Annotated in this window: 16 protein-coding genes and 1 tRNA gene; 8 read left to right on the top strand and 9 right to left on the bottom strand. The window is 67.7% G+C overall.

Annotated elements, in window-relative coordinates; genetic code table 11:
• The first annotated feature begins 12 nt into the window (after window positions 1-12).
• Window positions 13-864, top strand: a complete 852-nt coding sequence (locus tag ISP25_RS19660; protein ID WP_404616092.1) for an energy transducer TonB — start codon at window positions 13-15, stop codon at window positions 862-864.
• A 97-nt stretch (window positions 865-961) separates the two neighbouring features.
• Here the strand turns inward: ISP25_RS19660 and ISP25_RS19655 are convergent, their stop codons facing one another.
• The 4 genes from ISP25_RS19655 to ISP25_RS19640 form a co-directional block, all read right to left on the bottom strand.
• On the bottom strand, window positions 962-1,189 hold the full coding sequence (locus ISP25_RS19655; protein ID WP_404616091.1) for a ChaB family protein: 228 nt from the start codon (window positions 1,187-1,189) through the stop codon (window positions 962-964).
• Window positions 1,190-1,325: 136 nt separating this feature from the next.
• Window positions 1,326-1,733, bottom strand: a complete 408-nt coding sequence (locus tag ISP25_RS19650; protein WP_404616090.1) for an SRPBCC family protein — start codon at window positions 1,731-1,733, stop codon at window positions 1,326-1,328.
• A 33-nt stretch (window positions 1,734-1,766) separates the two neighbouring features.
• The gene (locus ISP25_RS19645; protein ID WP_404616089.1) at window positions 1,767-2,831 is read right to left on the bottom strand and encodes a hypothetical protein; all 1,065 of its coding nucleotides are present in this window, start codon (window positions 2,829-2,831) and stop codon (window positions 1,767-1,769) included.
• A gap of 145 nt (window positions 2,832-2,976) precedes the next feature.
• A complete protein-coding gene (locus ISP25_RS19640; protein WP_404616088.1) occupies window positions 2,977-3,948 on the bottom strand; it encodes a transporter in 972 nt (323 codons plus the stop codon).
• A gap of 109 nt (window positions 3,949-4,057) precedes the next feature.
• Here ISP25_RS19640 and pdxR point away from each other — a divergent pair, with 109 nt between their 5' ends.
• From pdxR to ISP25_RS19605, 7 genes are all read left to right on the top strand, one after another.
• Window positions 4,058-5,530 (top strand): MocR-like pyridoxine biosynthesis transcription factor PdxR, encoded by a 1,473-nt coding sequence (gene pdxR, locus ISP25_RS19635; RefSeq protein ID WP_192156362.1) that lies wholly within the window; start codon window positions 4,058-4,060, stop codon window positions 5,528-5,530.
• 133 nt (window positions 5,531-5,663) lie between these two features.
• On the top strand, window positions 5,664-6,005 hold the full coding sequence (locus ISP25_RS19630) for a hypothetical protein (RefSeq protein WP_225578266.1): 342 nt from the start codon (window positions 5,664-5,666) through the stop codon (window positions 6,003-6,005).
• Between the two features lie 135 nt (window positions 6,006-6,140).
• Window positions 6,141-6,503 (top strand): YXWGXW repeat-containing protein, encoded by a 363-nt coding sequence (locus ISP25_RS19625; RefSeq protein WP_192156364.1) that lies wholly within the window; start codon window positions 6,141-6,143, stop codon window positions 6,501-6,503.
• A gap of 236 nt (window positions 6,504-6,739) precedes the next feature.
• A complete protein-coding gene (gene recC / locus ISP25_RS19620; protein WP_404616087.1) occupies window positions 6,740-10,279 on the top strand; it encodes an exodeoxyribonuclease V subunit gamma in 3,540 nt (1,179 codons plus the stop codon).
• Window positions 10,276-13,917, top strand: a complete 3,642-nt coding sequence (gene recB / locus ISP25_RS19615) for an exodeoxyribonuclease V subunit beta (protein WP_404616086.1) — start codon at window positions 10,276-10,278, stop codon at window positions 13,915-13,917. Before recC ends, recB begins: the two co-directional genes overlap by 4 nt.
• A complete protein-coding gene (gene recD, locus ISP25_RS19610; RefSeq protein ID WP_404616085.1) occupies window positions 13,907-15,907 on the top strand; it encodes an exodeoxyribonuclease V subunit alpha in 2,001 nt (666 codons plus the stop codon). Before recB ends, recD begins: the two co-directional genes overlap by 11 nt.
• 18 nt (window positions 15,908-15,925) lie before the next feature.
• A tRNA-Thr gene (locus ISP25_RS19605) sits at window positions 15,926-16,001 on the top strand.
• A gap of 55 nt (window positions 16,002-16,056) precedes the next feature.
• On the opposite strand, the gene ispH is transcribed toward ISP25_RS19605, so the two are convergent.
• The 5 genes from ispH to murJ all read right to left on the bottom strand — a co-directional run bounded on the left by ispH (window position 16,057) and on the right by murJ (window position 23,577).
• The gene (gene ispH, locus ISP25_RS19600; protein WP_404616084.1) at window positions 16,057-17,016 is read right to left on the bottom strand and encodes a 4-hydroxy-3-methylbut-2-enyl diphosphate reductase; all 960 of its coding nucleotides are present in this window, start codon (window positions 17,014-17,016) and stop codon (window positions 16,057-16,059) included.
• Between the two features lie 115 nt (window positions 17,017-17,131).
• On the bottom strand, window positions 17,132-17,632 hold the full coding sequence (gene lspA / locus ISP25_RS19595; protein WP_192156370.1) for a signal peptidase II: 501 nt from the start codon (window positions 17,630-17,632) through the stop codon (window positions 17,132-17,134).
• Window positions 17,633-17,802: 170 nt separating this feature from the next.
• Window positions 17,803-20,664 (bottom strand): isoleucine--tRNA ligase, encoded by a 2,862-nt coding sequence (ileS, locus tag ISP25_RS19590; protein ID WP_404616083.1) that lies wholly within the window; start codon window positions 20,662-20,664, stop codon window positions 17,803-17,805.
• 180 nt (window positions 20,665-20,844) lie between these two features.
• Complete coding sequence (locus tag ISP25_RS19585) at window positions 20,845-21,798, bottom strand: bifunctional riboflavin kinase/FAD synthetase (RefSeq protein ID WP_404616082.1); 954 nt, start codon at window positions 21,796-21,798, stop codon at window positions 20,845-20,847.
• A 171-nt stretch (window positions 21,799-21,969) separates the two neighbouring features.
• Window positions 21,970-23,577 (bottom strand): murein biosynthesis integral membrane protein MurJ, encoded by a 1,608-nt coding sequence (gene murJ / locus ISP25_RS19580; RefSeq protein WP_404616081.1) that lies wholly within the window; start codon window positions 23,575-23,577, stop codon window positions 21,970-21,972.
• Window positions 23,578-23,679 lie beyond the last annotated feature (102 nt).

Raw genomic sequence — 23,679 nt, 5'->3', positions numbered from 1 at the left:
CAAGGAAATCGCATGAAGAAGGCAATACTCGGTGCACTCCTCGCCATGACGGCGATGGGCACCCAGGCTGGGACCCAACCGGCCGTCGAGTCATCCGCGGTCGTGAACGGCACCATCGTGCTGGCCAAGGATGGTACGGTGCAGACCGCGGTCATCGATGACCCGGCCAAGTACGGCCAGCCCATTGCGGACATGGTGCGCAACGCGGCGCTGCAGTGGCACTTCCAGCCCGTGCTGCAGGACGGCCAGCCCGTGGTCGCCAAGGCCAGCATGCATGCCCGCGTCGTGCTTACGCAGAAACCCGACGGCAACTACAACGCGCACATCAAGGGCGTTACGTTCGGTGACAACGACCCGAACGACACCGGTACGGTGCATGCTGCAGAAGGCAATAAACAGTTCCAGCCGTATTTCCCTGCAGAAATGATCCATGCCCATGTGCAGGCGACGGTGTATCTGGCGTTGCGTGTAGACCGTAGCGGTCACGTGACCGATGCCGTCGCCGAGCAGGTCAACCTTGCCAATCGTGGACCGGAAGGCGTGCTCAAGCAGTATCGCGCGATCCTGGCCCACTCGAGCCTTTCGGCAGCACGTCATTGGACCTATACGCTGCCCACGACCGGCGCACTGGCCAAGCAGGACAGCTGGACCATACATGTCCCCATTACCATCAACTTCAACGTGATAACACACGGAACACCCGAATCCAGTACCGCTGTTTGGCAAACCTACCTCCCCGGGCCCTACACGCCGGCACCATGGGTCGACAAACCCGACGCGAATGCGGCCGACGCCCTCGCCGACGACAGCATGCAGACGGACGGCGCGGGGCCGACTCTGCTCGCGGCACCCAATCATGGCTGACAGGCGATGAAGTCCTGCAGGCACAATGCCTGCAGGGCGCAGCTTCTCCGTATCCGCTCGCCTGCATCGCTACATGGGCGCGACAGCGCCACGCTGCCTATTTCGCATGCCAGCGCTCATCGTCGCCCTTGGCGTATCCCTGCTTCACCGCCGACCAGGCCACCTTGCGCGCCGTCTCGTCGCGCGAATCATCACCGCGACGCTTGCTCTCGTCGGCGTATTCCTCCCAGGCGTGGTTGAAGGCTTCCTTGTAGATCTCCTGGGCGTGCTTTGGCAGGTTGTCGCGCACTGCGTCGGGCAACTGGCTGATACTCCGGTAAGGCATGACGGGGCTCCGTGGGGACGGGCCTGTCAGCTTGGGTGATGCGGAATAAAGCGGCCGTCAAGCGGAGGCGATAGTCCTGTGCACGCTGATGATGTTCGGGTCGTGTGCGCCGCAACCGCGCAGGCCATCGTCGACGTCACGAGGCGCCGGTTTTCCTTTCCAGCGTTCGCTTGATGGCGGCGATGCCCAGTTCGACGTTCTGGCCGATAGGACCGGCCAGTTCGTCCGGCAGGACATCGGTGATCCAGACCAGGCGCGTGCGTTGGTCGCCGTCGGCGAAGACCTGGAAGGACGCATTGTGGTGCGTTGCCCGCCCACCGACGGAGGCATAGACGAAGCGGCGGGCGTCATGGTCGAGCGTGACGATCAGCTCGCGCACCGCCAGGCCATTGGCGAAGGTGACGACCCTGGCGTTTCCTTCAAGCTGCGTGTCCACCAGAACGCCCGGTACGAGGCGTTCGTGGGCCGCGCCGATATCGCTGATGGCTGCCCACACGTCCGCGGGATCGGCATCCAGCAGTATTTCCCGGTGTATCGAAGCCATGGTGTCTCCCCGTCGAAGGGCAGTGCCTCGGGATCAGCCGCCCAATGTGTCGGTGGATGTCCAGGTGGGCACCCAGGTCTTGCCGCCGTCCGTCGAGATGGCCCAATCCTGCTGGCAGGATTTCGCGGTGACGCCCGACCAGATGTTCCGGATCAACACGGTCTTGCCATCGATCTCGTCCATGCCGACGAAGGTGCCCACGCCATTCTCGAATTTGCCCACCATCGGCTGATTGAGGGTGCCGGATTTGCTGTTCGCGAAATAGACGCGCCATTGCTGCGTCTTGCGGTCGTAGAGGCGAAGCGCCAGGTCCTCGGTGTGGCCGTCGGGTCCATCGACTTCGAGTTGACCAATGTTGGCCCAGTCCTCCCATAGGCGATACACGGCGTGCGTGCCGTTCAAATTGCTCCATGCGCTGGGCGAGGACAGCGGATTCAGCACGGCGCGTATGCGGGTCGTCCACTGCCCCATGTTGAAGTCGTAGTCGTGCTCCGGCCCGGTGCCCGGGGTGTGGTGCACTTCGTAGTCCGGCGCTTTGTTCACTCGGGTGAGCTGCGCGACGAAATCCGTGGTCCAGGTCTTGCCGCCGTCGAGCGAAACCGCGATCTCGTAGTGGTACGAGTCCGGCGTGATGTTCGACCAGATGTCGCGCTGGAGAACTTTCTTGCCGCCGGACTCGGTCCAGGCATGGAACACGCCGACCCCGTTCTTGAACTCGCCGTACGAAGGATCCTGCAGGGTGCCGTCGTCGCTGCCCGCGAACCGTTCGCTCCATTGCTGCGACTTCGGGTTGTAGAGAAAGAGCGTGACGCCCTGGAAGTGGCCGCCGGAGCCGGAGGCTTCGATCTTCTCGACGTTGGCGTGTCCGTTCCACAGGGGCTGGTCGATCACCGTGCCGGCGAATTTGCCCCATGCACCGACGCCCGATGCCGTGACGTCCCGGCTCATGATCTGGGTCTTCCAGGTGCCGAAGTGGAAATCGAAGGCGTGCTGCTGGTCGTCGCCCTGCGCCGGGCCGGCGATCGACGGCGATTGCCATCCGACCATGGCTGCCAGGGCAAGCGTGCAAGCGCGCAGGAGGATCTTCGTGGTATGCATGTGGTCGCTCTCTTGATTGGATTACGTGCCAGCGTGGAATGAAGTTTCCCCATCACAACTGAAACTCCGACGGGTCGACCTTGATCGCATCTGCCCTTACTTGCGGCCAACCGTCAGCCAGGTTTCCCGCGTCGTTCCATGACCATCAATGGACATAGTTGATCGCGATGGCCGGCGTCACCGAATGCGTCGCGTTGTGGCCGCCCACGATCACGCGCGCGCCCAACAGCACGCCGAGGTTCGCCGAGAAGTTGTATTCGACCGCGGGCGCGTAGCCATAGACGTCGCTGGGACCGGCCTGCAGGTGGGTGGGCACGGGCAAGGCATCGACCGGGTCGGTGCTGCCGTCGACGCGGGTGGCCGCGCCGTAGCTGCGGAACAGGTCCAGCGCCAGCACCCAGCGTCGGGTGAGGCTGTATTCGGCCGAGGTGCCGATGTAGAACGCGTCGCCCGGACGCGCCGTGCCGCGGAAGCCGGGCGCGGTGCCGTAGACGCTGGCGCCGGTCACGTCGGCATCGCCGTTGAAGGTGCGCGTGAGGTTGAGCCGCACGCGCAGCAGGCGGCCGTTCGGCATCCAGAAATAGCTCTGCGCATTGAGGCCCAGCGTGGTGGCCCAGGCGCCGCCGCCCATGCCGTCGCTGGCGCGCGCGAGCCGGTCGTAGCGGCCGGTGGGCAAGGTTTCCTGCAACTGCACGGCGAGCGTGGGCAGCCAACTGCCTTCGTGGAAACGGGTGAGTCGGTACTGCGCCTGCAGGATTTGGTCGCCGAGGCCGATGCCCGAACTGTTCGGCCCGTTGCTTACGCGGTTGTAGCCGATGATCGGGATCAGGCCCACGGTAAGCCGATCGGTCAGCCCGTAGAGCACGTAAGCGCGCGAACCGAAGGCGTCCGAGCCCTTCGAAGTAACGTCATAGAAATAGGGTTCGACCAGGATGTGCCCTTGCGGCAGCGTCTCGGCGGAATTCGCCAGCATCGGACCGGTCCACCAGGCGTCGTCCAGCGACTGGCGCGACGGGACGCTGTCCTGCGCCATGACCGCCCCCATGCCGGACAGCAGCAGGAGCAGCACGGCGAGGCAGCGCCCCCATGCGTGTGCTTTTGTCGCCCTTCCCAGCATGACCACCGACACCTCCACCGTTTGCGCTTCACGGGCAGACTAGGCAGCCAGGTGGTTCGAACAAATAGCCACCAAGCGAGAATATGACATGACCACTCGGGAACCCGCCATGAGACATGCGTCCGCCAGCCTGGTGCCGTCGATCGCACTGGAGGGCAGCGGCCCGATCTACCTGCAGCTGGCGGAGTGGTTTCGCCGCGCCATCGCCGAGGGTCGGCTGCGCCCGGGGCAGCGCGTGCCCTCCACCCGCTCGCTGGCCGGCGAGCTCGGCGTTTCGCGCCTGCCGGTGCTGGGCGCCTACGAGCAGCTGCATGCCGAGGGCTATCTGGAGAGCTTCACCGGCACTGGCACCTGCGTGGCCGCGGCGATTCCACACGAGGGACCAGCCACGCCGCGTCGCCGCGTGCAACGCGCACCGGTGGCATCCGCCGCGCCCGCGCCGCGCCGGGTCGCCGCGCGGGTGGCGGCGATGGCCTCGCCGCCGCAGACCTGGCTGGAGAGCCAGGGTGCGTTCCGCGTGGGCGTGCCCGCGCTCGACCACTTCCCGCACGGCGTGTGGTCGCGCCTGCTGAGCCGGCATGCGCGCCACGTCGGCACCGACGCGCTGGTCTACGGCGACACCATGGGCCACGCGCCGTTGCGCGCGGCGATCGCCGAATACCTGGCGACAGTGCGCGCGGTGCATGCCGACGCCGAACAGATCCTGATCACCAGCGGCTCGCAGCACGGCCTGCAGATCTGTGCGCACGCCCTGCTCGACCCCGGCGACCAGGCCTGGGTGGAGGAGCCCGGCTACTCCGGCGCACACCAGGCGCTGGGGGCGGTGAATGCCCTGCCCGTGCTGGTGCCGGTCGATGGCGACGGCATGGACGTGGCCGCGGGCATCCGCCGCGCGCCGGCGGCACGCCTGGCCTACGTCACGCCCTCGCACCAGTTTCCGCTGGGCGCCACGATGAGCGCGGCGCGGCGCATCGAGCTGCTGCAGTGGGCGACGCGCGCGGGCAGCTGGATCGTCGAGGACGACTACGACAGCGAATACCGCTACGGCAGCAAGCCGATCGCCGCCTTGCAGGGACTGGATGCCGACGCGCGGGTGATCTACGTGGGCACCTTCAGCAAGGTGCTGTTCCCCGCGCTGCGGCTCGGCTACCTGGTGGTGCCGAAGGATCTGCTGCCGGCCTTCCGCGCGGCCCGCGACGCGCTGGACACCTGTTCGCCGATGCTGCCGCAGCGTGCGCTGCACGACTTCATTCGCGAGGGCCACTTCGCGCGGCACATCCGCCGCATGCGCATGCTGTACGCGGCGCGGCGCGCGGTGCTGCAGGCAGCGATCCAGCGTTATTTGCCCGATGTGCTGCAGATCGTTGGTGCCGAAGCTGGCATGCAATTGACTGCCTTGTTGCCGCCGGACGTGGACGACGTAGCCGTGTCACGACGAGCGGCGCAGGCGGGCGTGTCGGTGCGGCCGCTGTCGCCCTGCTATCGCGGCGAGGTGCGGCGCAGCGGGCTGATCCTGGGTTACGGCAGCGTGGACGAACACGCTATCCAGGAGGGCATCCGACAACTCGCCCGTTGTCTCTGAATTTGCAGCTCAGCCATCCCAGGCGCCGCCCCACTCTTTCCTGAACGCGCCACTGGCGCGACGTCAACACACTCGGGCACGCTGGCGTTTCCCGACCTGCACGCCGCCTTTCGCGGCGATCATGGAGAGCACGATGAACCGCAAGTCTTCCGCCCTGATCCTGTGCGCCGGCTTGGCGCTGGCCTGCGTTGGTTTCGTGGCCACGCCTGCCGCGCAAGCCCAGGGGATCGGCGTGGGTGTAAGCGTAGGCATCGGCGTACCCCCGCCGCCGCCGCGTTACGAGCCGGTGCCGGCACCGCGCTTCGGCTACGTCTGGGCACCCGGTTACTGGATGTGGAGCCCGCGCATGCATCGCCATGTGTGGGTCGGCGGCCGCTGGGTACGCGGGCGCCCCGGCTGGCGCTACCTGCCGCCGCACTGGGACCGCGGGCCGCACGGCAACTGGCATTTCAGCGACGGTTACTGGGCGCGCTGAATAAGCAACAACCTGCGATGGAATCGGTGCCAAGACACCCTTTCCATCGCGCCGATCGCCTCTAGACTCCAACCACTTTCGCGGCGCGGCAACGCCGCGAATCCGCTTCGCTACATCAAACGAGGGAGGAACCTCATGCTGTCACGTCGTCTTGCAGGTCTGTTGATTGTCTCCGCCGCGGCTGTGTCCGCCGCGGGTTGCGTGGTGGAACCGCCGCCGCGTCCGCGCCCGCGTCCGGTGATCTACGAGGCGCCCCCGCCGCCGGTGGTGGAAGTGATCGCGCCGCAGCCTCCGCCGCCGCCGATCGAGGAGGTGATTCCGCCGCCCCGTCCCGGCTTCATCTGGGCACGCGGCTACTGGCACTGGAACGGCCACCGCTATGTCGGCGTGGGCGGCCACTGGGAGACGATCCGTCCGGGCTACCACTACGTGCACCCGCACTGGGAGCAGCGCGGCGATGGCTGGCACTTCCACGTGGGCGTCTGGGTGAACGGCTGAGATGGGTCTTTGCGATCGTCCTTGATCGCGAGAATCAAAGTGGCAGCCATCCATGGCCGCCCTACTCAAGGAAACGGCCCGGACACTCCGGGCCGTTTTTTTGCTTCCGTTACGAGCGACCGCCTTGCATGCCGTTGCCGGCGGAATGACAGGAATCGCTCCCTGCGATTTCCCGAATCGCAGACGCCGAGACGAAAGCTGGGCAGAATCTGCGGATGCCGACAGCTCCGCCCCCCATGGAAGACATCCAGCCCGGCCTGATGGTCGTGCACGGCAACCGCCTGGAGGACCTGCGCGACCTGCTGGTCGAATGGCTGGCGCGTGCGCCGCTGGCGCCGCTGGAAGACGAGCTGATGCTGGTGCAGAGCAACGGCATCGCGCAGTGGTTGAAACTGGCGCTGGCGCGCCCGCGCGACGCGGGCGGCATGGGCATCAGCGCGGCGGTGGACATGCAGTTGCCCGGCCGCTTCCTGTGGCGCGCGTATCGCGCCGTGCTGGGCCGCGAGGCGGTGCCGGCGAATTCGCCGTTCGACAAGTCGCGCCTCGCCTGGCGCCTGATGCGCCTGCTGCCCACGCAGCTTGGCGATGAAGCCTTCGCGCCCTTGCGCCAGTTCCTCGGCGAGGGCCGCGTCGATCCGGCCAGGCTGTTCCAGCTCGCGCAGCAGATCGCCGACCTGTTCGACCAGTACCAGGTCTATCGCGCCGACTGGCTGGACGACTGGGAACATGGCCGCGACGTGCTGCGCGACGACCCGCGCGGACAACGCCTGCCGCTGCCCGCCACGCAGCGCTGGCAGGCGCAACTGTGGCGCGCACTGCTGCGCGACGTGGGCGCCGCGCAGCGCGGCAGCCATCGTGCCGCCATGCATCGCGCCTTCCTCGCACGCGCTGCCACGCTGGAAGCGCGCCCTGCCGCACTTCCCCGGCGCATCGTGGTGTTCGGCATTTCCTCGCTGCCACAGCAGACATTGGAAGCCCTCACCGCGCTGGGCCGCGTGTGCCAGGTGTTCCTGCTGGTCACCAATCCGTGCCGGCACTACTGGGCCGACATCATCGAGGATCGCGAACTGCTCAAGGCCGAGCGGCATCGCCAGGCGGCCAAGCCCGGATCACCGGAAATGCCGCAATACGAGGAACTGCATCTGCACGCCAATCCGCTGCTCGCCGCCTGGGGCAAGCAGGGCCGTGACTACATCCGCCTGCTCGACGGCTTCGACGCGCCGGAGATCTACCGCGCGCGCTTCGCCGCGTTGAACCGCGACATCGACCTGTTCACCGAGCCGGGCCGCGACAACCTGCTGCACCAGGTGCAGCAGGCCATCCTCGATCTCGAGCCACTGCCCGCCGATCCTGCGCAACGCCAGCCATGGAGAGACGACGACGAGTCGCTGCGCTTCCACGTGGTACACAACCCGCAGCGCGAAGTGGAGGTCCTGCACGACGAACTGCTGGCGCTGTTCGAGCGCGCCGCGCGCGAAGGCCGGCCGCTGGCACCGCGCGACGTGATGGTGATGGTGCCGGACATCCAGACCTACGCGCCGCACATCCAGGCCGTGTTCGGCCGCATCCCGCCCGACGATCCGCGCTACCTGCCGTGCAGCGTCGCCGACCGCCCCGCGCGCGGCAGCGCCCCGCTGCTGGTGGCGCTGGAGCAGCTGCTGCGCCTGCCCGAATCGCGTTTCGCCGCAGGCGACATCCTGGATCTGCTTGACGCACCCGCACTGCGCCGCCGCCTCCATATGGACGAGGCCGACCTGCCCGTGCTGCGCCGCTGGATCGAAGGCGCCGGCATCCGCTGGGGCCTGGACGGCGCGCAAAAGGAAAGCCTCGGCCTGCCGCCCGAAGAGCAGAACAGCTGGCGCTTCGGCCTGCGCCGCATGCTGCTGGGTTATGCGGTGGGCGACGGCGCGTCGCTGCACGGCATCGCGCCCTACGCCGAGGTCGGCGGCCTCGACGCCGCGCTGATCGGCCCGCTCGCCATGCTGCTGGAGCGGCTGGAACATTGGTGGCGCCTGTTCGTCATGCCGGCCACACCCGCGCACTGGATCGAACGCTTGCGCAACCTCCTTGCGGACATGTTTGACGCCGGCCGCGACGATGACGACGCACTCGTGTTGCAGCGACTGGACGATGCGCTTTCCGCGTGGGAACAGTCCTGCGCCGAGGCCGGCTTCGACGGCACGCTGCCGCTCGCCGTGGTGCGCGAGCACTGGCTGGCCGCCATCGACGAAAGCCGCCTGTCGCAACGCTTCCTCGGCGGTGCGGTGAGCTTCGGCACCCTGCTGCCGATGCGCGCGATTCCGTTCCGCGTGGTCTGCCTGCTCGGCATGAACGACGGCGACTACCCGCGCCGCACGAACGCACCGGATTTCGACTTGATGGCCACGCCCGGCCAGCAACGCCCCGGTGACCGCTCGCGCCGCGAGGACGACCGCTACCTGTTCCTGGAAGCTCTGCTCTCCGCCCGCGACATCCTGTACGTGAGCTGGGTGGGCAAGAGCGCGCGCGACAACAGCGAGCTGCCACCCTCGGTGCTGGTGGGCCAGCTGCGCGATTACCTCGCCGCCGGCTGGCAAAAAAGGGGTCAGAGTCGCCTTTCGAGCGAGGCAATCGAATCAGAAACGGACCCGTCATCGAAAGGCGACTCTGACCCCCTTTTTGCCCTCACCACCGACTATCCACTGCAAGCCTTCAGTCCCAGCTATTTCGACGCTGCCAGCGACGCACGCCTGTTCACCTACGCCGCCGAGTGGCAGCGCGCGCGGCAGCCACGCCGCGAGACCGAAGCCGTCCCGCTCGCGCCGTGGCCGCGCGAAACGCCCTTGAACCTTGCCCTGCTGCAAGGCTTCCTCCGCTCACCGGCCAAGCTCTTCTACGCCGAGCGCCTGGGCGTGCATTTCGCCGGCGACGAGGATGCCGACACGGACAACGAGCCCTTCGCCCTCGGCCCGCTGGAAAACCATCAGCTCACCGACGCCCTGCTCCGCACCGCCATCCACGCCGGCGACGCCGCGCTGGCGCCGGCCGCACAACGCCTGCACGAACAGGGCGAGCTGCCGCCGGGCAGTTTCGGCGCACTGACGCTGGCACCGATGGAAGCCGCCGCCAGGCGCGCCGCCACACGCTGGCACGCGCTGGACGCCCACTATCCACGCACCGGTGAAAGTCACGCGCTGCACGGCGCGGCGCACGGGCTGAGCATCGAGGACACGCTGGACGATTTGCGCACGGACGACGACGGCGGCCACGTTTGCCTCGTGGCCACGGCGAGCCAGCTCATGCCGGACAAGAAGCTGCGCCACGACAAGCTGCTGGCCTATTGGGCGACGCACTTGCTGGTGAACGCCAATGCGCTGTCCACCACTACCCACATCGTGGCGCCCGATGCCATGGTGCAACTGCGCCCGCTGGATACCGCCGACGCGAAGCGCCATCTCGACGCGCTGCTCGTTGCGTTCGCCGCCGGCCTGCGCGCGCCGCTGCCGCTCGCGCGCAAGACCGCCTTCGCCTGGCTGCAGGTCGAGGCGGCAAACGCAAAAGCCCCGCCGGACAAACAGAAGTCCGCCGCCGCCCTCGCAGACGCAGCCGTTGCGGTCGCCAGCAAGCGCTACGACCACAGCGACGGCGAGCACGGCCGCGGCGAAGTGGACGAGGAGCCCGCCCTCGCCCGCAGCTGGCCCGACTTCGCCTCCCTGCATGCCGCCGGCTTCGAAAACTGGCTACACCTGTACCGCCCCCTGTTCGACGCCGCGTGCGCTGTGGACGGTGCCGCATGAGCAGCACGCAAGCGCTCGACCCGCTGCGCCTGCCGCTGGCCGGCACCCAGCTCATCGAAGCCAGCGCCGGCACCGGCAAGACCTGGACGATCGCCGCGCTGTACCTGCGCCTGGTGCTGGGCCACGGCGGCGGCACGCCGCTGTTGCCCGCGCAGATCCTGGTGATGACCTTCACCAAGGCCGCCACCGCCGAGCTGCGCGAGCGCATCCGCACTCGGCTCGCGGAAGCGGCCGAAGCCTTCCGTGGCAAGCGCCCCCCCGACGACTTCCTCACCACGTTGATCGCCGACTACCCTGATGCCGAGCAGCGCGCCCGCGCCGCACGCCAGCTCGAACTGGCCGCGCAATGGATGGACGAGGCCGCGGTGTTCACCATCCACGGCTGGTGCCAGCGCATGCTCAGTCAGCACGCCTTCGCCAGCGGCGAGGCGGCCGCCAGCGACGAGGTAACCGACGAAGCCGAACTGCTGGCCGAAGCGGTGCGCGACTACTGGCGCGGCCATGTGTTCACGCTGGGTCGCGAGGCGGCTGCCGTGTTCCTCGGCGCATGGAAGACCCCGGCGGATCTGCAAAAGGCGCTCGCGCCCCTGCTGCCCCACGCGGGTCGCCTGCAGCTGGGCGGCCAGCCCCTGCCCGCGCCGCGCGCGCCGAAGGACCTGCTCGACGCCCCCGCCGGCGCGCTGCACGAGGCCGAGGCCACGGCCCGCCAAACCTGGCTGGCCGCTGTCGATGCGATCGAGGCCATGCTGCTCACGGCTTCGGAAACCAAGGTGCTCAAGGGCAACCTGGTCGTACCGAAAAACCTTCCCGGCCACCTCGCCACCATGCGCGCGTGGGCCCAGGGCAACGAACTCGACGACGACACCTTGGCTCGCTTCACGCAACCGCGCCTGGTCGAGTGCACTGCCAAGGACAGGCAAGCTCCTTCGCATCCTGCCTTTGCCGCGCTGGAGCACTTGCAAGCCCGGCGGGCCGAAACCTCGGCGCTTCCCCCGCTGCTGCTTGCCCACGCCGCACCATGGGTGGCTCAGCACATGGACGAAGCCCGCCGCCGGCTGGCCCAGCTCGGCTACGACGACATGCTGAAGCGACTGGACGCCGCCCTGCATGGCGCGACTGGCGATGCGCTGGCACAGCTGATCGCCACGCAATACCCAGTGGCCCTGGTCGATGAGTTCCAGGATACCGACCCGTTGCAGTGGCGCATCCTGCAACGCTGCTACGTGGGTGTCGAAGGCAAGGCGCTGCTGCTGATTGGCGACCCCAAGCAGGCCATCTACGGTTTTCGTGGCGCCGACATCCACACCTACCTCGTCGCGCGCGAGCAAGCCAACGAACCGCACTGGACGTTGGGCACCAACCACCGCTCCACCGAAGCACTGGTCAAGGCCGTCAATCGGGTCTTCCTGTTTGCCGACCAATACGACGACGGCGCCTTCGGCTTCGGCAAGGCGCTGCCCTTCATCGCGGTGGACGCCAAGGGCCGCAAGGAGCAACTGCGGCTCGATGGCGGAAACCTGCCCGCCATGCAAATGGCCGTCCATGCGTCCACGTCGACACTCAGCTCGGGCGTCTGGCGCGAGACCATGGCCGAACACGCCGCCGTGCAGCTGGTGACGTGGCTGGCCGCCGCGCAGCAAGGCCGCTGCGGCTTCGCGGACGAGGACGGCCAGCTCAGCTCGCTGCAACCCGGCGATATCGCCATCCTGGTGCGCGACAGGCACGACGCCGCAGCGATGCGCACGGCGCTGCACGCGCGCGGCCTCGCCCACGTGTATCTCTCGGACAACCAGTCCGTCTACGCCAGCACCGAGGCCGCCGAACTGCTCGCGTGGCTGGCCGCCTGCGCCCAGCCCGGCAACGATCGCGCCATGCGTGCCGCGCTGGCCACGCCGTGCATGGGGCAGAGCGTGGCCGAACTGGAGCGCCTGAACACCGACGAGGCGCACTGGGAAACCTGCGGCGAACACTTCCGCCAATTGCACGCGCTGTGGCAGCGCCATGGGGTGCTGGCGATGCTGCACGAACTGCTGCACCGCTTCGGTGTACCGGCGCGTCTGCTTGCCCGTGTCGACGGCGAGCGCGCGCTCACCAATCTCCTGCACCTGGCCGAACTGCTGCAGCAGGCCGCTACCGGGTTGGACGGCGAGCACGCGCTGATCCGTCACCTCGCCGCACAGATCGCCAACCCCGTCGGCGGCGAGGCCGCCGAGGAACAGATCGTGCGGCTGGAGAGCGAGGCCGCGCTGATCAAGATCGTCACCATCCACAAATCCAAGGGTCTGGAATACCCCGTGGTGCTGCTGCCCTTCGTCTGCGGCTTCCGCGAAACCAGCGACAAGAAACCGCTGCTGTGGCACGACATGCACGGCGCAGCGCACTTCGACCTGCGCCCCGATGCCGACGCCTGGAAGCAGGCCGAGGCCGAACGCCTGCAGGAAGATCTGCGCCTGCTCTACGTGGCGCTCACCCGCGCCCGCCATCTGTGCTGGCTGGGCGTGGCCTGCCTGAAGAACGGCAACGGCAAGGCGTCGGAACTGCACAAATCCGCCTTCGGCTACGTGCTGGCCGGCGGCCAGCCCATCGAGCCCGCGGAGCTGCGCACGCGCGTCGACCAGCTCGCCGAAGGCCAGCCGGCCATCGACGTTGCCGAACTGCCCGAGCAGGGCGACACGCAGCGCTACCTGCCCCAGGGCAACGCGATGCAGCCGCGCGATGCGCGCCGTTGCACGCTGACTTCGCACACGCCGTGGTGGATTGCCAGCTACAGCGCGCTGGCCCAGCACGACGAGGCCACGCCGCATGCCGCACCGGAAACCGCCGCCCAATCCACGCTGGCCGAAACCGCGCACGCGGACGCCGCTGCCGATACCACTCCTGCCGCGCAAGGCATCCACGCCTTCGACCGCGGCGCCGCGCCCGGCACCTTCCTGCATGAGTTGCTGGAGCACTGTGCCGAGGAGGGCTTCGCCCGCGCAGCCGCGCCCTCGCCGCTGCTGCTGGAAACCATCGCGCGGCGCTGCCAGGCCCACAACTGGAAACGCTGGATCGCGCCCTTGAGCACCTGGTTGCCCACCCTGCTGCGCACGCCCCTGCCGCTGTCCAGCGGCGATGCGATGCCGCTGGCCGCGCTCACCGATCCGCAACGCTACCGCGCCGAACTGGAGTTCTGGTTCGAGGCCAGGCACGTGCAGGCGCAGGCACTGGATCAGCTCGTCACGACGCACACCCTGGCCGGCGCGCCGCGGCCCGCCATCGCGCCCAAGCTGGTCAATGGCATGCTCAAGGGCTTCATCGACCTGGTGTTCGAGCACGAGGGCCGCTGGTACGTAGCCGACTACAAGTCCAACTGGCTGGGCCGCGACGCCGGGGCCTACACCGTGGAGGCCATGCGCGAATCGGTGCTGCAAAGCCGTTACGACCTGCAATACGCGATCTACACGCTGGCCCTGCACCGCCAGCTCAAGGCACGCCTGTCCGGCTACGACTACGAGCGCCACATGGGTGGCGTGCTCTACCTCTATCTGCGCGGCGTGGATGGCGATGGCCATGGCGTGCACCGCGAGCGCCTGCCGTTCGAGCTGGTCGATGCGCTGGACAAGCTGTTTGCCAAGGGGGACATCGCGCATGCGGCATGAGCACCTATCCGCCCTGCTCGACCGCGCGCTGGAACAACAGCGCCTGCGCCCGCTGGACGTGGCCTTCGCGCATTTCCTCGCCGAACGCGATGCGCAAATCGCCCCCGCGCTGCTGTGGCTGGCCGCCATGCTGAGCCGGCAACTGGCCGACGGCCACCTCTGCCTGGACCTCGAACTGCTGCCCTCGCTGGCGCAGGAACAGGACTGGCCCGAAGACTGGCGCGTACTCGCCGACGCGTTGCGCGATGGCGACACCATGCACCTGCCAGCCTCACCCTTGCTTGCAGCGACCAGCAACGGCACGCCCATTGACGCACCGCTGGTGCTGGACGGTACGCGGCTTTACCTGCGTCGCTACTGGAACCACGAGCGCAACGTGGCGCAAGGCATCCTTGATCGCGTGACGCGCGACGAAGCGCCCGCCGCGCATTTCGCCGATGAACTCGCGCGACTGTTCCCTGATGCCACATCGCCCGACTGGCAGCGCATCGCCTGCGCACTCGCCGCGCGCGGTGCCTTCGGCGTGATCACCGGTGGTCCCGGCACCGGCAAGACCACCACCGTGGTGCGCCTGCTCGGCCTGTTGCAGACGCTGCACTTGCGGGGACACGCGCAACCACTGCGCATCCGCCTCGCCGCGCCCACCGGCAAAGCTGCGGCGCGACTCAATGCCTCGATCTCCGGACAACTCGAGCGGTTGGCCGTGGACGATGCCGCGCGTGCGGCGATCCCCGCCGAAGTACTCACCCTGCATCGCTTGCTGGGCGCGCGGCCGGACACACGCCGCTACCGCCACGACCGTCGCAACCCGCTGCACCTGGATGTGCTGGTGATCGACGAAGCCTCGATGGTCGACCTGGAAATGCTGGCCGCCGTGCTCGACGCGCTGCCGGCGTCGGCGCGGCTGATCCTGCTCGGCGACAAGGACCAGCTCTCCTCGGTGGAAGCCGGCGCAGTGCTCGGCGATCTGTGCCGACGCGCGGAAGCCGGCCACTACGACGACGCCACCGTGCAATGGATCGCCAACACCACCGGCGACGACATTGCCGCCTTCGTGCAGACCGATGCGCAGCCGCTGGACCAACGCATCGCGATGCTGCGCGAAAGCCATCGCTTCGGCGCGACCAGCGGTATCGGCCGATTGGCGCAGGCGGTGAACACGGGAGATGCACGCGCCGCGCTGGCACTTCTGCAAACACCTGCGCCGGATCTCGCGTGGGAGCCGCATGGCGATGCCGGCACACTGACGACGCTGGCCATCGACGGCTCGGTTTCGCCACACGACAACGTCGGCGGCTATCGCCACTACCTCGAATGGCTAAGCGCGCATCGCCCGGCGGCCCATGCCGGCGAAGCGGCACACGCGGACTGGGCCCGCGGCGTGCTGCAAGCATTCAATCGCTTCCAATTGCTGTGCGCGCTGCGCCGCGGACCACACGGCGCGGAAGGGCTGAACCGGCAACTCGCTGCCGCGCTGCGCGCACGCGGCCTGATCGACGGCGGCCATGCCCTCGACAATCCTGGCTGGTACGAAGGTCGCCCGGTGCTGCTCACCCGCAACGACTACAGCCTCGGCCTGATGAACGGCGATGTGGGCGTGTGCCTGCGCCTGCCCGTCGCCGACGGCAGCGGCGGCACGCGCCTGGCGGTGGCCTTTCTCGCCGCCGACACGAACCACGAAGACGGCACGCGGCTGCGCTTCGTCTCGCCCTCGCGATTGTCGGACGCGGAAACCGCGTGGGCATTGACCGTGCACAAGTCGCAGGGCTCGGAGTTCGAACACGCCGCCCTGCTGCTGCCGCACGATCCGGACGGCTCCGCCTTCAACAGCATGCTCGGCCGCGAACTGCTCTACACCGCCATCACCCGCGCCCGCCGTCGCTTCAGCCTGGTCGGCAGCGCCGCCATCGTCGAACAGACCATCGCCCGCCGCACCCAGCGCCACTCCGGCCTGGCCGCGCGGCTTGCGCCCCACCCGGCCGCCCCGTAAAATCCGCGATTCAACATCGCCGGAATAGCTCAGTTGGTAGAGCGGCGCATTCGTAATGCGTAGGTCGCAGGTTCGACTCCTGTTTCCGGCACCATTGAACAAGCAAAAGGCCCGCAGCGATGCGGGCCTTTTGTGTCTGGCGGAGCGGATCAGCCCGCTGTCTGTCCGCCCGCCGACAAGCGCAGTTCCTTGGGCAGGGCGAAGGTGATGGTTTCCGGTTCGCCGTCCAGCTCGCGCACTGCGCCCGCCCCCCAGGATTGCAGGCGGGCGATCACGTCGCGCACCAGTTTCTCGGGGGCGGAGGCGCCAGCGGTGAGGCCGATGCGCTGCACGCCTTCCAGCCACGAGCGCTCGATGTATTCGGCGCCATCGATCAGGTGGGCGCGCACGCCCTGCTTTTCGGCAAGCTCGCGCAGGCGGTTGGAGTTGGAGCTGTTGACCGAACCCACCACCAGCATCAGATCCACCGCGTCGGCAAGGCGGCGCACGGCGTCCTGGCGGTTTTGCGTGGCGTAGCAGATGTCGTCCTTACGCGGGCCTTCGATGTCGGCGAACTTCAGGCGCAGCGCTTCGATGATCGCCTTGGTGTCGTCCACCGACAGCGTGGTCTGGGTGACGTAGGACAGCAGGTGCGGGAACTTCGGCACGAGCGCGGCGACATCCTCCACCGATTCCACCAGCAGGATCTCGCCGCTATTGGTCGGGTTCCACTGGCCCATGGTGCCTTCCACCTCGGGATGGCCGGCGTGGCCGATCAGCACCACGCTGCGCCCCACGCGACCCAGCCGCGCCACTTCCATGTGCACCTTGGTGACCAGCGGACAGGTGGCGTCGAACACCTTGAGATCGCGCTGTTCGGCCTCCTCGCGCACCGCCTGCGACACGCCGTGGGCACTGAAGATCACCGTGGCGCCATCGGGCACCTCGTGCAGTTCTTCCACGAATACGGCGCCGTCGTGGCGCAACTTGTCCACCACGTAGCGGTTGTGCACCACCTCGTGGCGCACGTAGATCGGCGCGCCGTAGGACTCCAGCGCGCGTTCTACGATGGCAATGGCGCGGTCGACGCCGGCGCAGAAACCGCGGGGATTGGCGAGCAGGATGTCCATGGAAGCACCGGCAGGAGAGATAGCCGTAGGAGCGCACCCTGTGCACGATTGCGTTGCGCCCTGATCGAAGCGAAAGCATTCGCGCACAGGGTGCGCTCCTGCAGGCGGATGACGATTATCGCACGCCGTCCTGCCCCTTGCCCCCGAACAGGCCGAACGCCACCAGCATCACCGCACCCACGGTGATGCCGCAGTCGGCGATGTTGAACACGGGGTAGTGCCAGTCGCGGAAGTACACGTCGATGAAGTCGGTGACCTGGGCCGCATGCAGGCGGTCGATCAGGTTGCCGATGGCGCCGCCGACGATCAGCGAGAGCGGCAGCGCAGTGCGCCAGTCGCGTCGCGCGGTGCGCGCGAGCCAGGCCACCAGCACGGCGCTGATGACCAGCGCCAGCGCCACGAACAGCCAGCGCTGCCAGCCGCCGGCCCAGGTGAGGAAGCTGAATGCCGCGCCGCGGTTGTAGATCAGCGTCCAGTTGAGGAAGCCGGGAATCACCGGGTGCGGCACGCCGGCAGGCTGCAAGGCGGCCAGCACCCACCATTTGCTGAGCTGGTCGAGGGCGATGACCAGGGCGGAAAGCAGCAGCCAGGGGAGTGCGTTGGGTTTGACGGTCATGGTCACGATCTGGTTGGTTTTGCTCCCTCTCCCCTTTGGGGAGAGGGCTGGGGTGAGGTGTCAATCTTGCTGTGAGGCTAAATCGGAGCGTGTGTCAGGAGGGATTTCCGCGAGCACCCGCCCCTCACCTCGCTCCTCTCCCCGAAGGGGAGAGGAGGAAAAGCAAAGCATCAGAACCAGCGGCGCGTCTCGCCCGGCCCTTCCACATTGCTCACGCAGCGACTGCAGAGTTCCGGGTGATCGGCGTGGCTGCCCACGTCGTCGCGGCGGTGCCAGCAGCGTACGCACTTGGCGGCCTCACTGACGCTGGCCGAGACCCAGGCCTTGGCGCCATCCAGTTCCACGGCCTCCGCGCCGGCGGGTTGGGCTTCGGCGGCCGCGAGGCTCGCGTCGGAAGTGATGAAGAAGAAACGCAGTTCGTCCAGCGCCGGCGCATAGCGCGCCACCGTGGCGGCGTCGGCGTTGATCGCCAGCCTCGCCTCCAGCGCCGCGCCGATCTGCTCGGCCTTGCGCATGCCTTCGAGCACGCGCGCGGCGCCGTCGCGCACCGCCAGCAGGTCGCTCCACCAGCGCCGCTGTTCCGGCGAAGCCTGCGTTGCTACCAGGCCTTCGTACCAGGTCTCCAGCAGCACGCTTTCGCCGCGTTCGCCCGGCAGCGCCTGCCAGATTTCCTCGGCGGTGAAGGCCAGGATCGGCGCCAGCCAGCGCACCAGCGCCTCGGCGATGCGGTACATCGCGCTCTGCGCGCTGCGCCGGCCGTGGCTGTCGGTGGGCATGGTGTAGAGGCGGTCCTTGGTGATGTCCAGGTACAGCGCGCCCATCTCGTTGGTGCAGAAGTTCTGCACGCGCGCCACCACCTCGGGGAAGTCGTAGCGCTCGTAGGCGGCGGCCACCGCTTGTTGCACGTCGTAGGCCTGCTGCACGGCCCACTGGTCGAGCAGCAAGCTGTCTTCCACCTTCACCAGGTGCTTCGCCGGATCGAAGCCGTCGAGGTTGCCGAGCAGGAAGCGCGCGGTGTTGCGCAGGCGGCGGTAGCCATCCGACACGCGCTTGAGGATCTCGTCGGAGACGCTCATCTCGTTGCGGTAGTCGGCCGAGGCCACCCACAGGCGCAGCACGTCGGCGCCCAGCGTGTCCATCACCTTCTGCGGCGCGACCACGTTGCCCAGCGACTTGGACATCTTGCGGCCCGAGGCGTCCACGGTGAAGCCATGGGTGAGCACGTCGTCGTAGGGCGCGCGGCCATGGATCGCCGCCGAAGTGAGCAGCGAGGACTGGAACCAGCCGCGGTGCTGGTCGGAACCTTCGAGGTACATCACCTTGTACTGCGACGCGCTGCCCTTCTGCAGCTCGGGACGCTGGCCGATCACGCCGAAATGGGTGACGCCGGAGTCGAACCACACGTCCAGCACGTCGGTGACCTTGTCGTAGTCCTTCGCCTGGTCACCCAGCAAGTCGGCGGAATCGAGGTCGTACCACGCGTCGATGCCGCCCTGCTCCATGCGCTTGGCCACTTGTTCCATCAGCGCCACGGAATCGGGATGCGGCTCCTGCGTCGCCTTGTGCACGAACAACGCGATCGGCACGCCCCAGGTGCGCTGGCGGCTGATGCACCAGTCGGGACGTCCGGCCACCATGCCGGCGATACGCTCCTCGCCCCAGCCCGGCACCCAGCGCACGTCCTTGATCGACTTCAGCGCGGTGGCGCGCAGCCCGGCCTGTTCCATGCCGATGAACCACTGCGGCGTGGCACGGAAGATCACCGGCGTCTTGTGGCGCCAGCAGTTCGGATAGCTGTGCTCGATCTTCGCGTAAGCCAGCAGCACGCCGCGCGCGCGCAGCAGCTCGACGATGGCGTCGTTGGCCTTCCACACGTGCATGCCGGCCAGGTCCAGATCGCCGGCCTTCGGCGTGTCGTCGCGGTAGGTGCCGCGCGCGCCGATGTAGTTGAGCAGGCCGATGCCGTTCTCGCGGCCGACCACGAAATCCTCCACGCCATGGTCGGGCGAGGTGTGCACCGCGCCGGTGCCGTCCTCGGCGCTGACATGGTCGCCGAGGATCACCGGCACGACGCGCTCGTAGAACGGATGCTGCAGCTTCGTGCCATTGAGCGCGGCACCGCTGGCATGGCCGAGCACCGTGGGCGACTCTACGCCGTAGCGCGCCAGCGCCTTCTCCACCAGCGCAGCGGCGATCACCAGCAGCACGCGCTTGCCGTTGCGCGCGGGGCCATCGACCAGTGCGTACTCCAGCTCCGCGCCCAGCGACACGGCCTGGCTTTCCGGCAACGTCCACGGCGTGGTGGTCCAGATCGGCACGGCGACAACGGCATCGCCAGCGTCCACGCCGAACTTCGCAGCCAGCTCTTTGGGATCGACCGCGTCGTAGGCCACGTCCACCGCCGGCGAGACCTTGTCGCCGTATTCGATCTCCGCCTCGGCCAGCGCCGAGCCGCAATCGAAGCACCAGTACACCGGCTTGGCGCCGCGTACCACGTGGCCGTTGGCGACGATGCGCGACAAGGCGCGCACCATGTCGGCCTCGTACTTGAAATCCATCGTGCGGTACGGGTTTTCCCAGTCGCCCAGCACGCCCAGGCGCTTGAAGCCGGCGCGCTGGGTGTCGATCTGTTCGGCGGCGTATTCGCGGCACTTCTGGCGGAACGCGCGCGCGTCGAGCTTCTCGCCGGGCTTGCCGTGCTGTTTCTCCACCGCGATCTCGATCGGCAGCCCGTGGCAGTCCCAGCCCGGCACATAAGGCGCGCGGTGGCCGGCGAGCAGCTTGGAGCGCACCACCATGTCCTTGAGGATCTTGTTGACCGCGTGTCCGATGTGGATCGCGCCGTTCGCGTAGGGCGGCCCGTCATGCAGCACGAAGGCCTTGTCGCGCCCTGCCGTGGCCTGCTGGATCCGCGCGTAGCGGCCGCCCGTCTCCCAGCCGGCCAGCCAGCCCGGCTCGCGCTTGGGCAGGTCGCCGCGCATCGGGAAATCCGTCTGCGGCAGGTTGATCGTGCTCTTGTAATCGGTGCTCATCGCTTCGGGTGCCTCTCGGTTCCCGCCCCGGAGCCGGCCGGCCCGAGGCGCTATCGTGCCGCCCGCCGCGCGCGGCGGCAGGCGCTCGCGCTGCGGGCGGATGCCTTCAAATAATAATGATCGCCGCGACTGCGCTGGCGCGCTCGCGCATGGAATGCGGCAGGTTGGGCTTGCAGGTGCTCATGCGCGGGCCAGTACCGGATTCATGCCCAGGATTTCCCGGGCCGAGTGCGCATCATGATTCATCTGCGCCTTCAGTGCATCCAGGTCCTGGAATTTCTGTTCGTCGCGCAGCTTGGCGACGAACTCCACTGCAATGCGCCGGCCGTACAGGTCGCCCTCGAAATCGAACAGGTGGGTTTCCAGCAGCGGCCGGCTGACCTGGTTCACCGTGGGGCGCACGCCCAGGCTGGCCACGCCCGGCCAGCTGCATTCGCCCTCGCCCAACCCCACGCGCACGGCGAAGATGCCCTGCACCGGGCTGACCCGCTCGCGCAGATGCACGTTGGCCGTTGGGAAACCCAGCGTACGACCAAGCTGGTTGCCGTATTCCACCTTGCCCTCGATCACGAACGGGCGACCGAGCAGCGCAGCAGCAGCAGCGAAATCGCCTGCGCCCAGCAATTGGCGCACCCGGCTGGCGGAGACGCGGGCGCCATCCAGCAGGATCGACGGCATCACGCAGCCGGCGAACCCGGCCTTTTCGCCCAGTTCGCGCAGCAAGGCCACATCGCCGCCACGCTTGTGTCCGAAGCGGAAGTCCGCGCCCACCCATACTTCTTTGGCTGCCAGGCGTTCGACCAATACGCGCTGCACGAAGTCCCTGGCAGACATGGCGGCCAGCTCGTCATTGAAGCGCAGCATGTGCACCTGTTCGAAATCCGCCGCCGCAAAGCCGAGCAGTTTTTCACGCACGCTGGAAAGGCGTGGCACAGGTTCGGATGAGAAATAGGTCCGCGGCAGCGGCTCGAACGTCACCACCGCCGAGGCGCAGCCTAAGGATCGTGCACGGCGCTGCACTTGTGCAAACAAGGCCTGGTGCCCGCGATGCAGGCCGTCGAACGCGCCTATGGCCACCACGCTGCCGTTGGGTGCAAGACATGGGCCGGCCAAATCGCGGGAAAGTTTCGTCATAGCACCAGTATATCGGGCTGCCCCCGATTACGCCGCCGATTGGCATGGCTTCGATGAAAAGTGCAGGCAGGGTGGCCTGCCGCCTGCGTCTTCGCGACCGCGGAAAACTGCATCCAAAAAAGCGCGGCCATGGATATCCGCCTGCCAATCTTCGCCCGTGAGGGGTCACATTCAAACCGCCCGCAGGTCCCGCATCCTCAAGCCGGCAGCAAACAGCGTCGCGACGTAGGCCGCTCCGCCCGCCGCCACCAGCACGGCAAGGCGCCAGACGCGGGTGAAGGTGGCGGCATGGTCCCAGTCCGGCCACAGCCAGCGGCCTGCCGCCAGCACCAGCACCATCGCGGCACAGGCCAGCGCCAGCCGTGCCCAGTGGCGCAGCCAGCCCGGCTGGCGCTGGTACACGCCGGTGCGCTTCAGCCAATGCCACAGCAGCACGAAGTTGAGGTAGCTGGACAGCGAACTGGCGATACCCAGTCCCAGGTGCAGCCCCGGCACCTGCGCGATCCCGGCCAGCCAGCCCACCTGCCGCGCCGCCGGCGTCGCCCACATTTCGAACAGCATCGCGATGAAGACGCCGTTGAACAGCATGTTCATCACCATCGCTGCCACGCCGGCGCGCACCGGGGTCTTGGTGTCCTGCCGCGCATAGAACGCCGGAAGCAGCACCTTCACCAGCGCGAAGGCCGGCAAGCCGCAGCACAGCGCGAGGATGGACAGCGTGGACATGTGCGTATCGAAGGCATTGAAACGACCATGCTGGAACAACGTGCTCACGATGGGCTCGCTCAGCAGCAGCAGCGCGCACATCGCCGGCACCGAGATCAACAAGGTGAGCCGCAGCCCCCAGTCCAGCGCCCGCGAAAAACCCTCGCGATCCGTATTCACGTGATGGCGCGACAGCGACGGCAATACCACCGAGCCCAGCGCCACACCGAACACGCCTAGTGGCAGTTCGAGGAAACGCGTGGACAGCGACAACCAGCTCTGCGACCCGGTGATCAGCAACGAGGCGATCACCGTATCCAGCAGCAGGTTGATCTGCGCCACCGATGAGCCGAACAACGTAGGCACCATCAGCTTGAGGATGCGCCTCACCTCCGGATGGCTCCAGCCCCAGCGCGGCCACACCAACAGGTCGAGTTTGCGCAGCGACGGCAGCAGGAACAGCAATTGCAGCACGCCCGCCACCAGCACCGCCCAGCCCATCGCCATGATCGGCACGGCGAGGTGCTTCGACAGCCACAGCGCGCCCACGATCATGCACACGTTGAGGATCACCGGCGCCAGCGCCGGGAGGGCGAAGCGGTGGAAGCTGTTGAGCACACCCCCTGCCAGCGCGGTCAGCGAGACGAACAGCAGGAAGGGAAACGTCAGCCGCAAAAGGTCGATGGTGAGGTCGAACTTGTGCGGCTGGTCCAGCGCGCCCGGCTCGAACACCGTGGCCACCTGCGGCGCGAAGATCAGCCCCAACGCGGTAACCAGCAGCAGCACCGCGCCCAGCGTGCCGGAAACACGCGACATCAGGCGCTGCAGGTCCTCGTGCGTACCCTTTTCCTTCACCTCGGTGAACACCGGCACGAAAGCCGTGGAGAAGGAGCCTTCGGCAAACAGCCGGCGCATGAAGTTGGGAATGCGGAACGCCACCCAGAACGCGTCGGTGACCGCATTGGCGCCGAACACCACGTTGAGCGACATATCCCGGACCAGTCCGAGCACGCGCGATATCATCGTCATGCTGCTGAACGAGAGCAGCCCGCGGAACATGCTGGGGGACTTCATCCGGTAGGGAATCCTGGATAGTGCGGGCAATGGGCGCACAGTCTGCCAGCCGTCGCGGGCAAGATCATCGGTGGATCATGGCCGAATGCGGGCGCCCCTATC

This window comes from Rhodanobacter hydrolyticus, assembly GCF_044904645.1.
The sequence above is the reverse complement of the archived record's forward strand: the minus strand, read 5'-3'. Positions and strand labels throughout refer to the sequence as shown.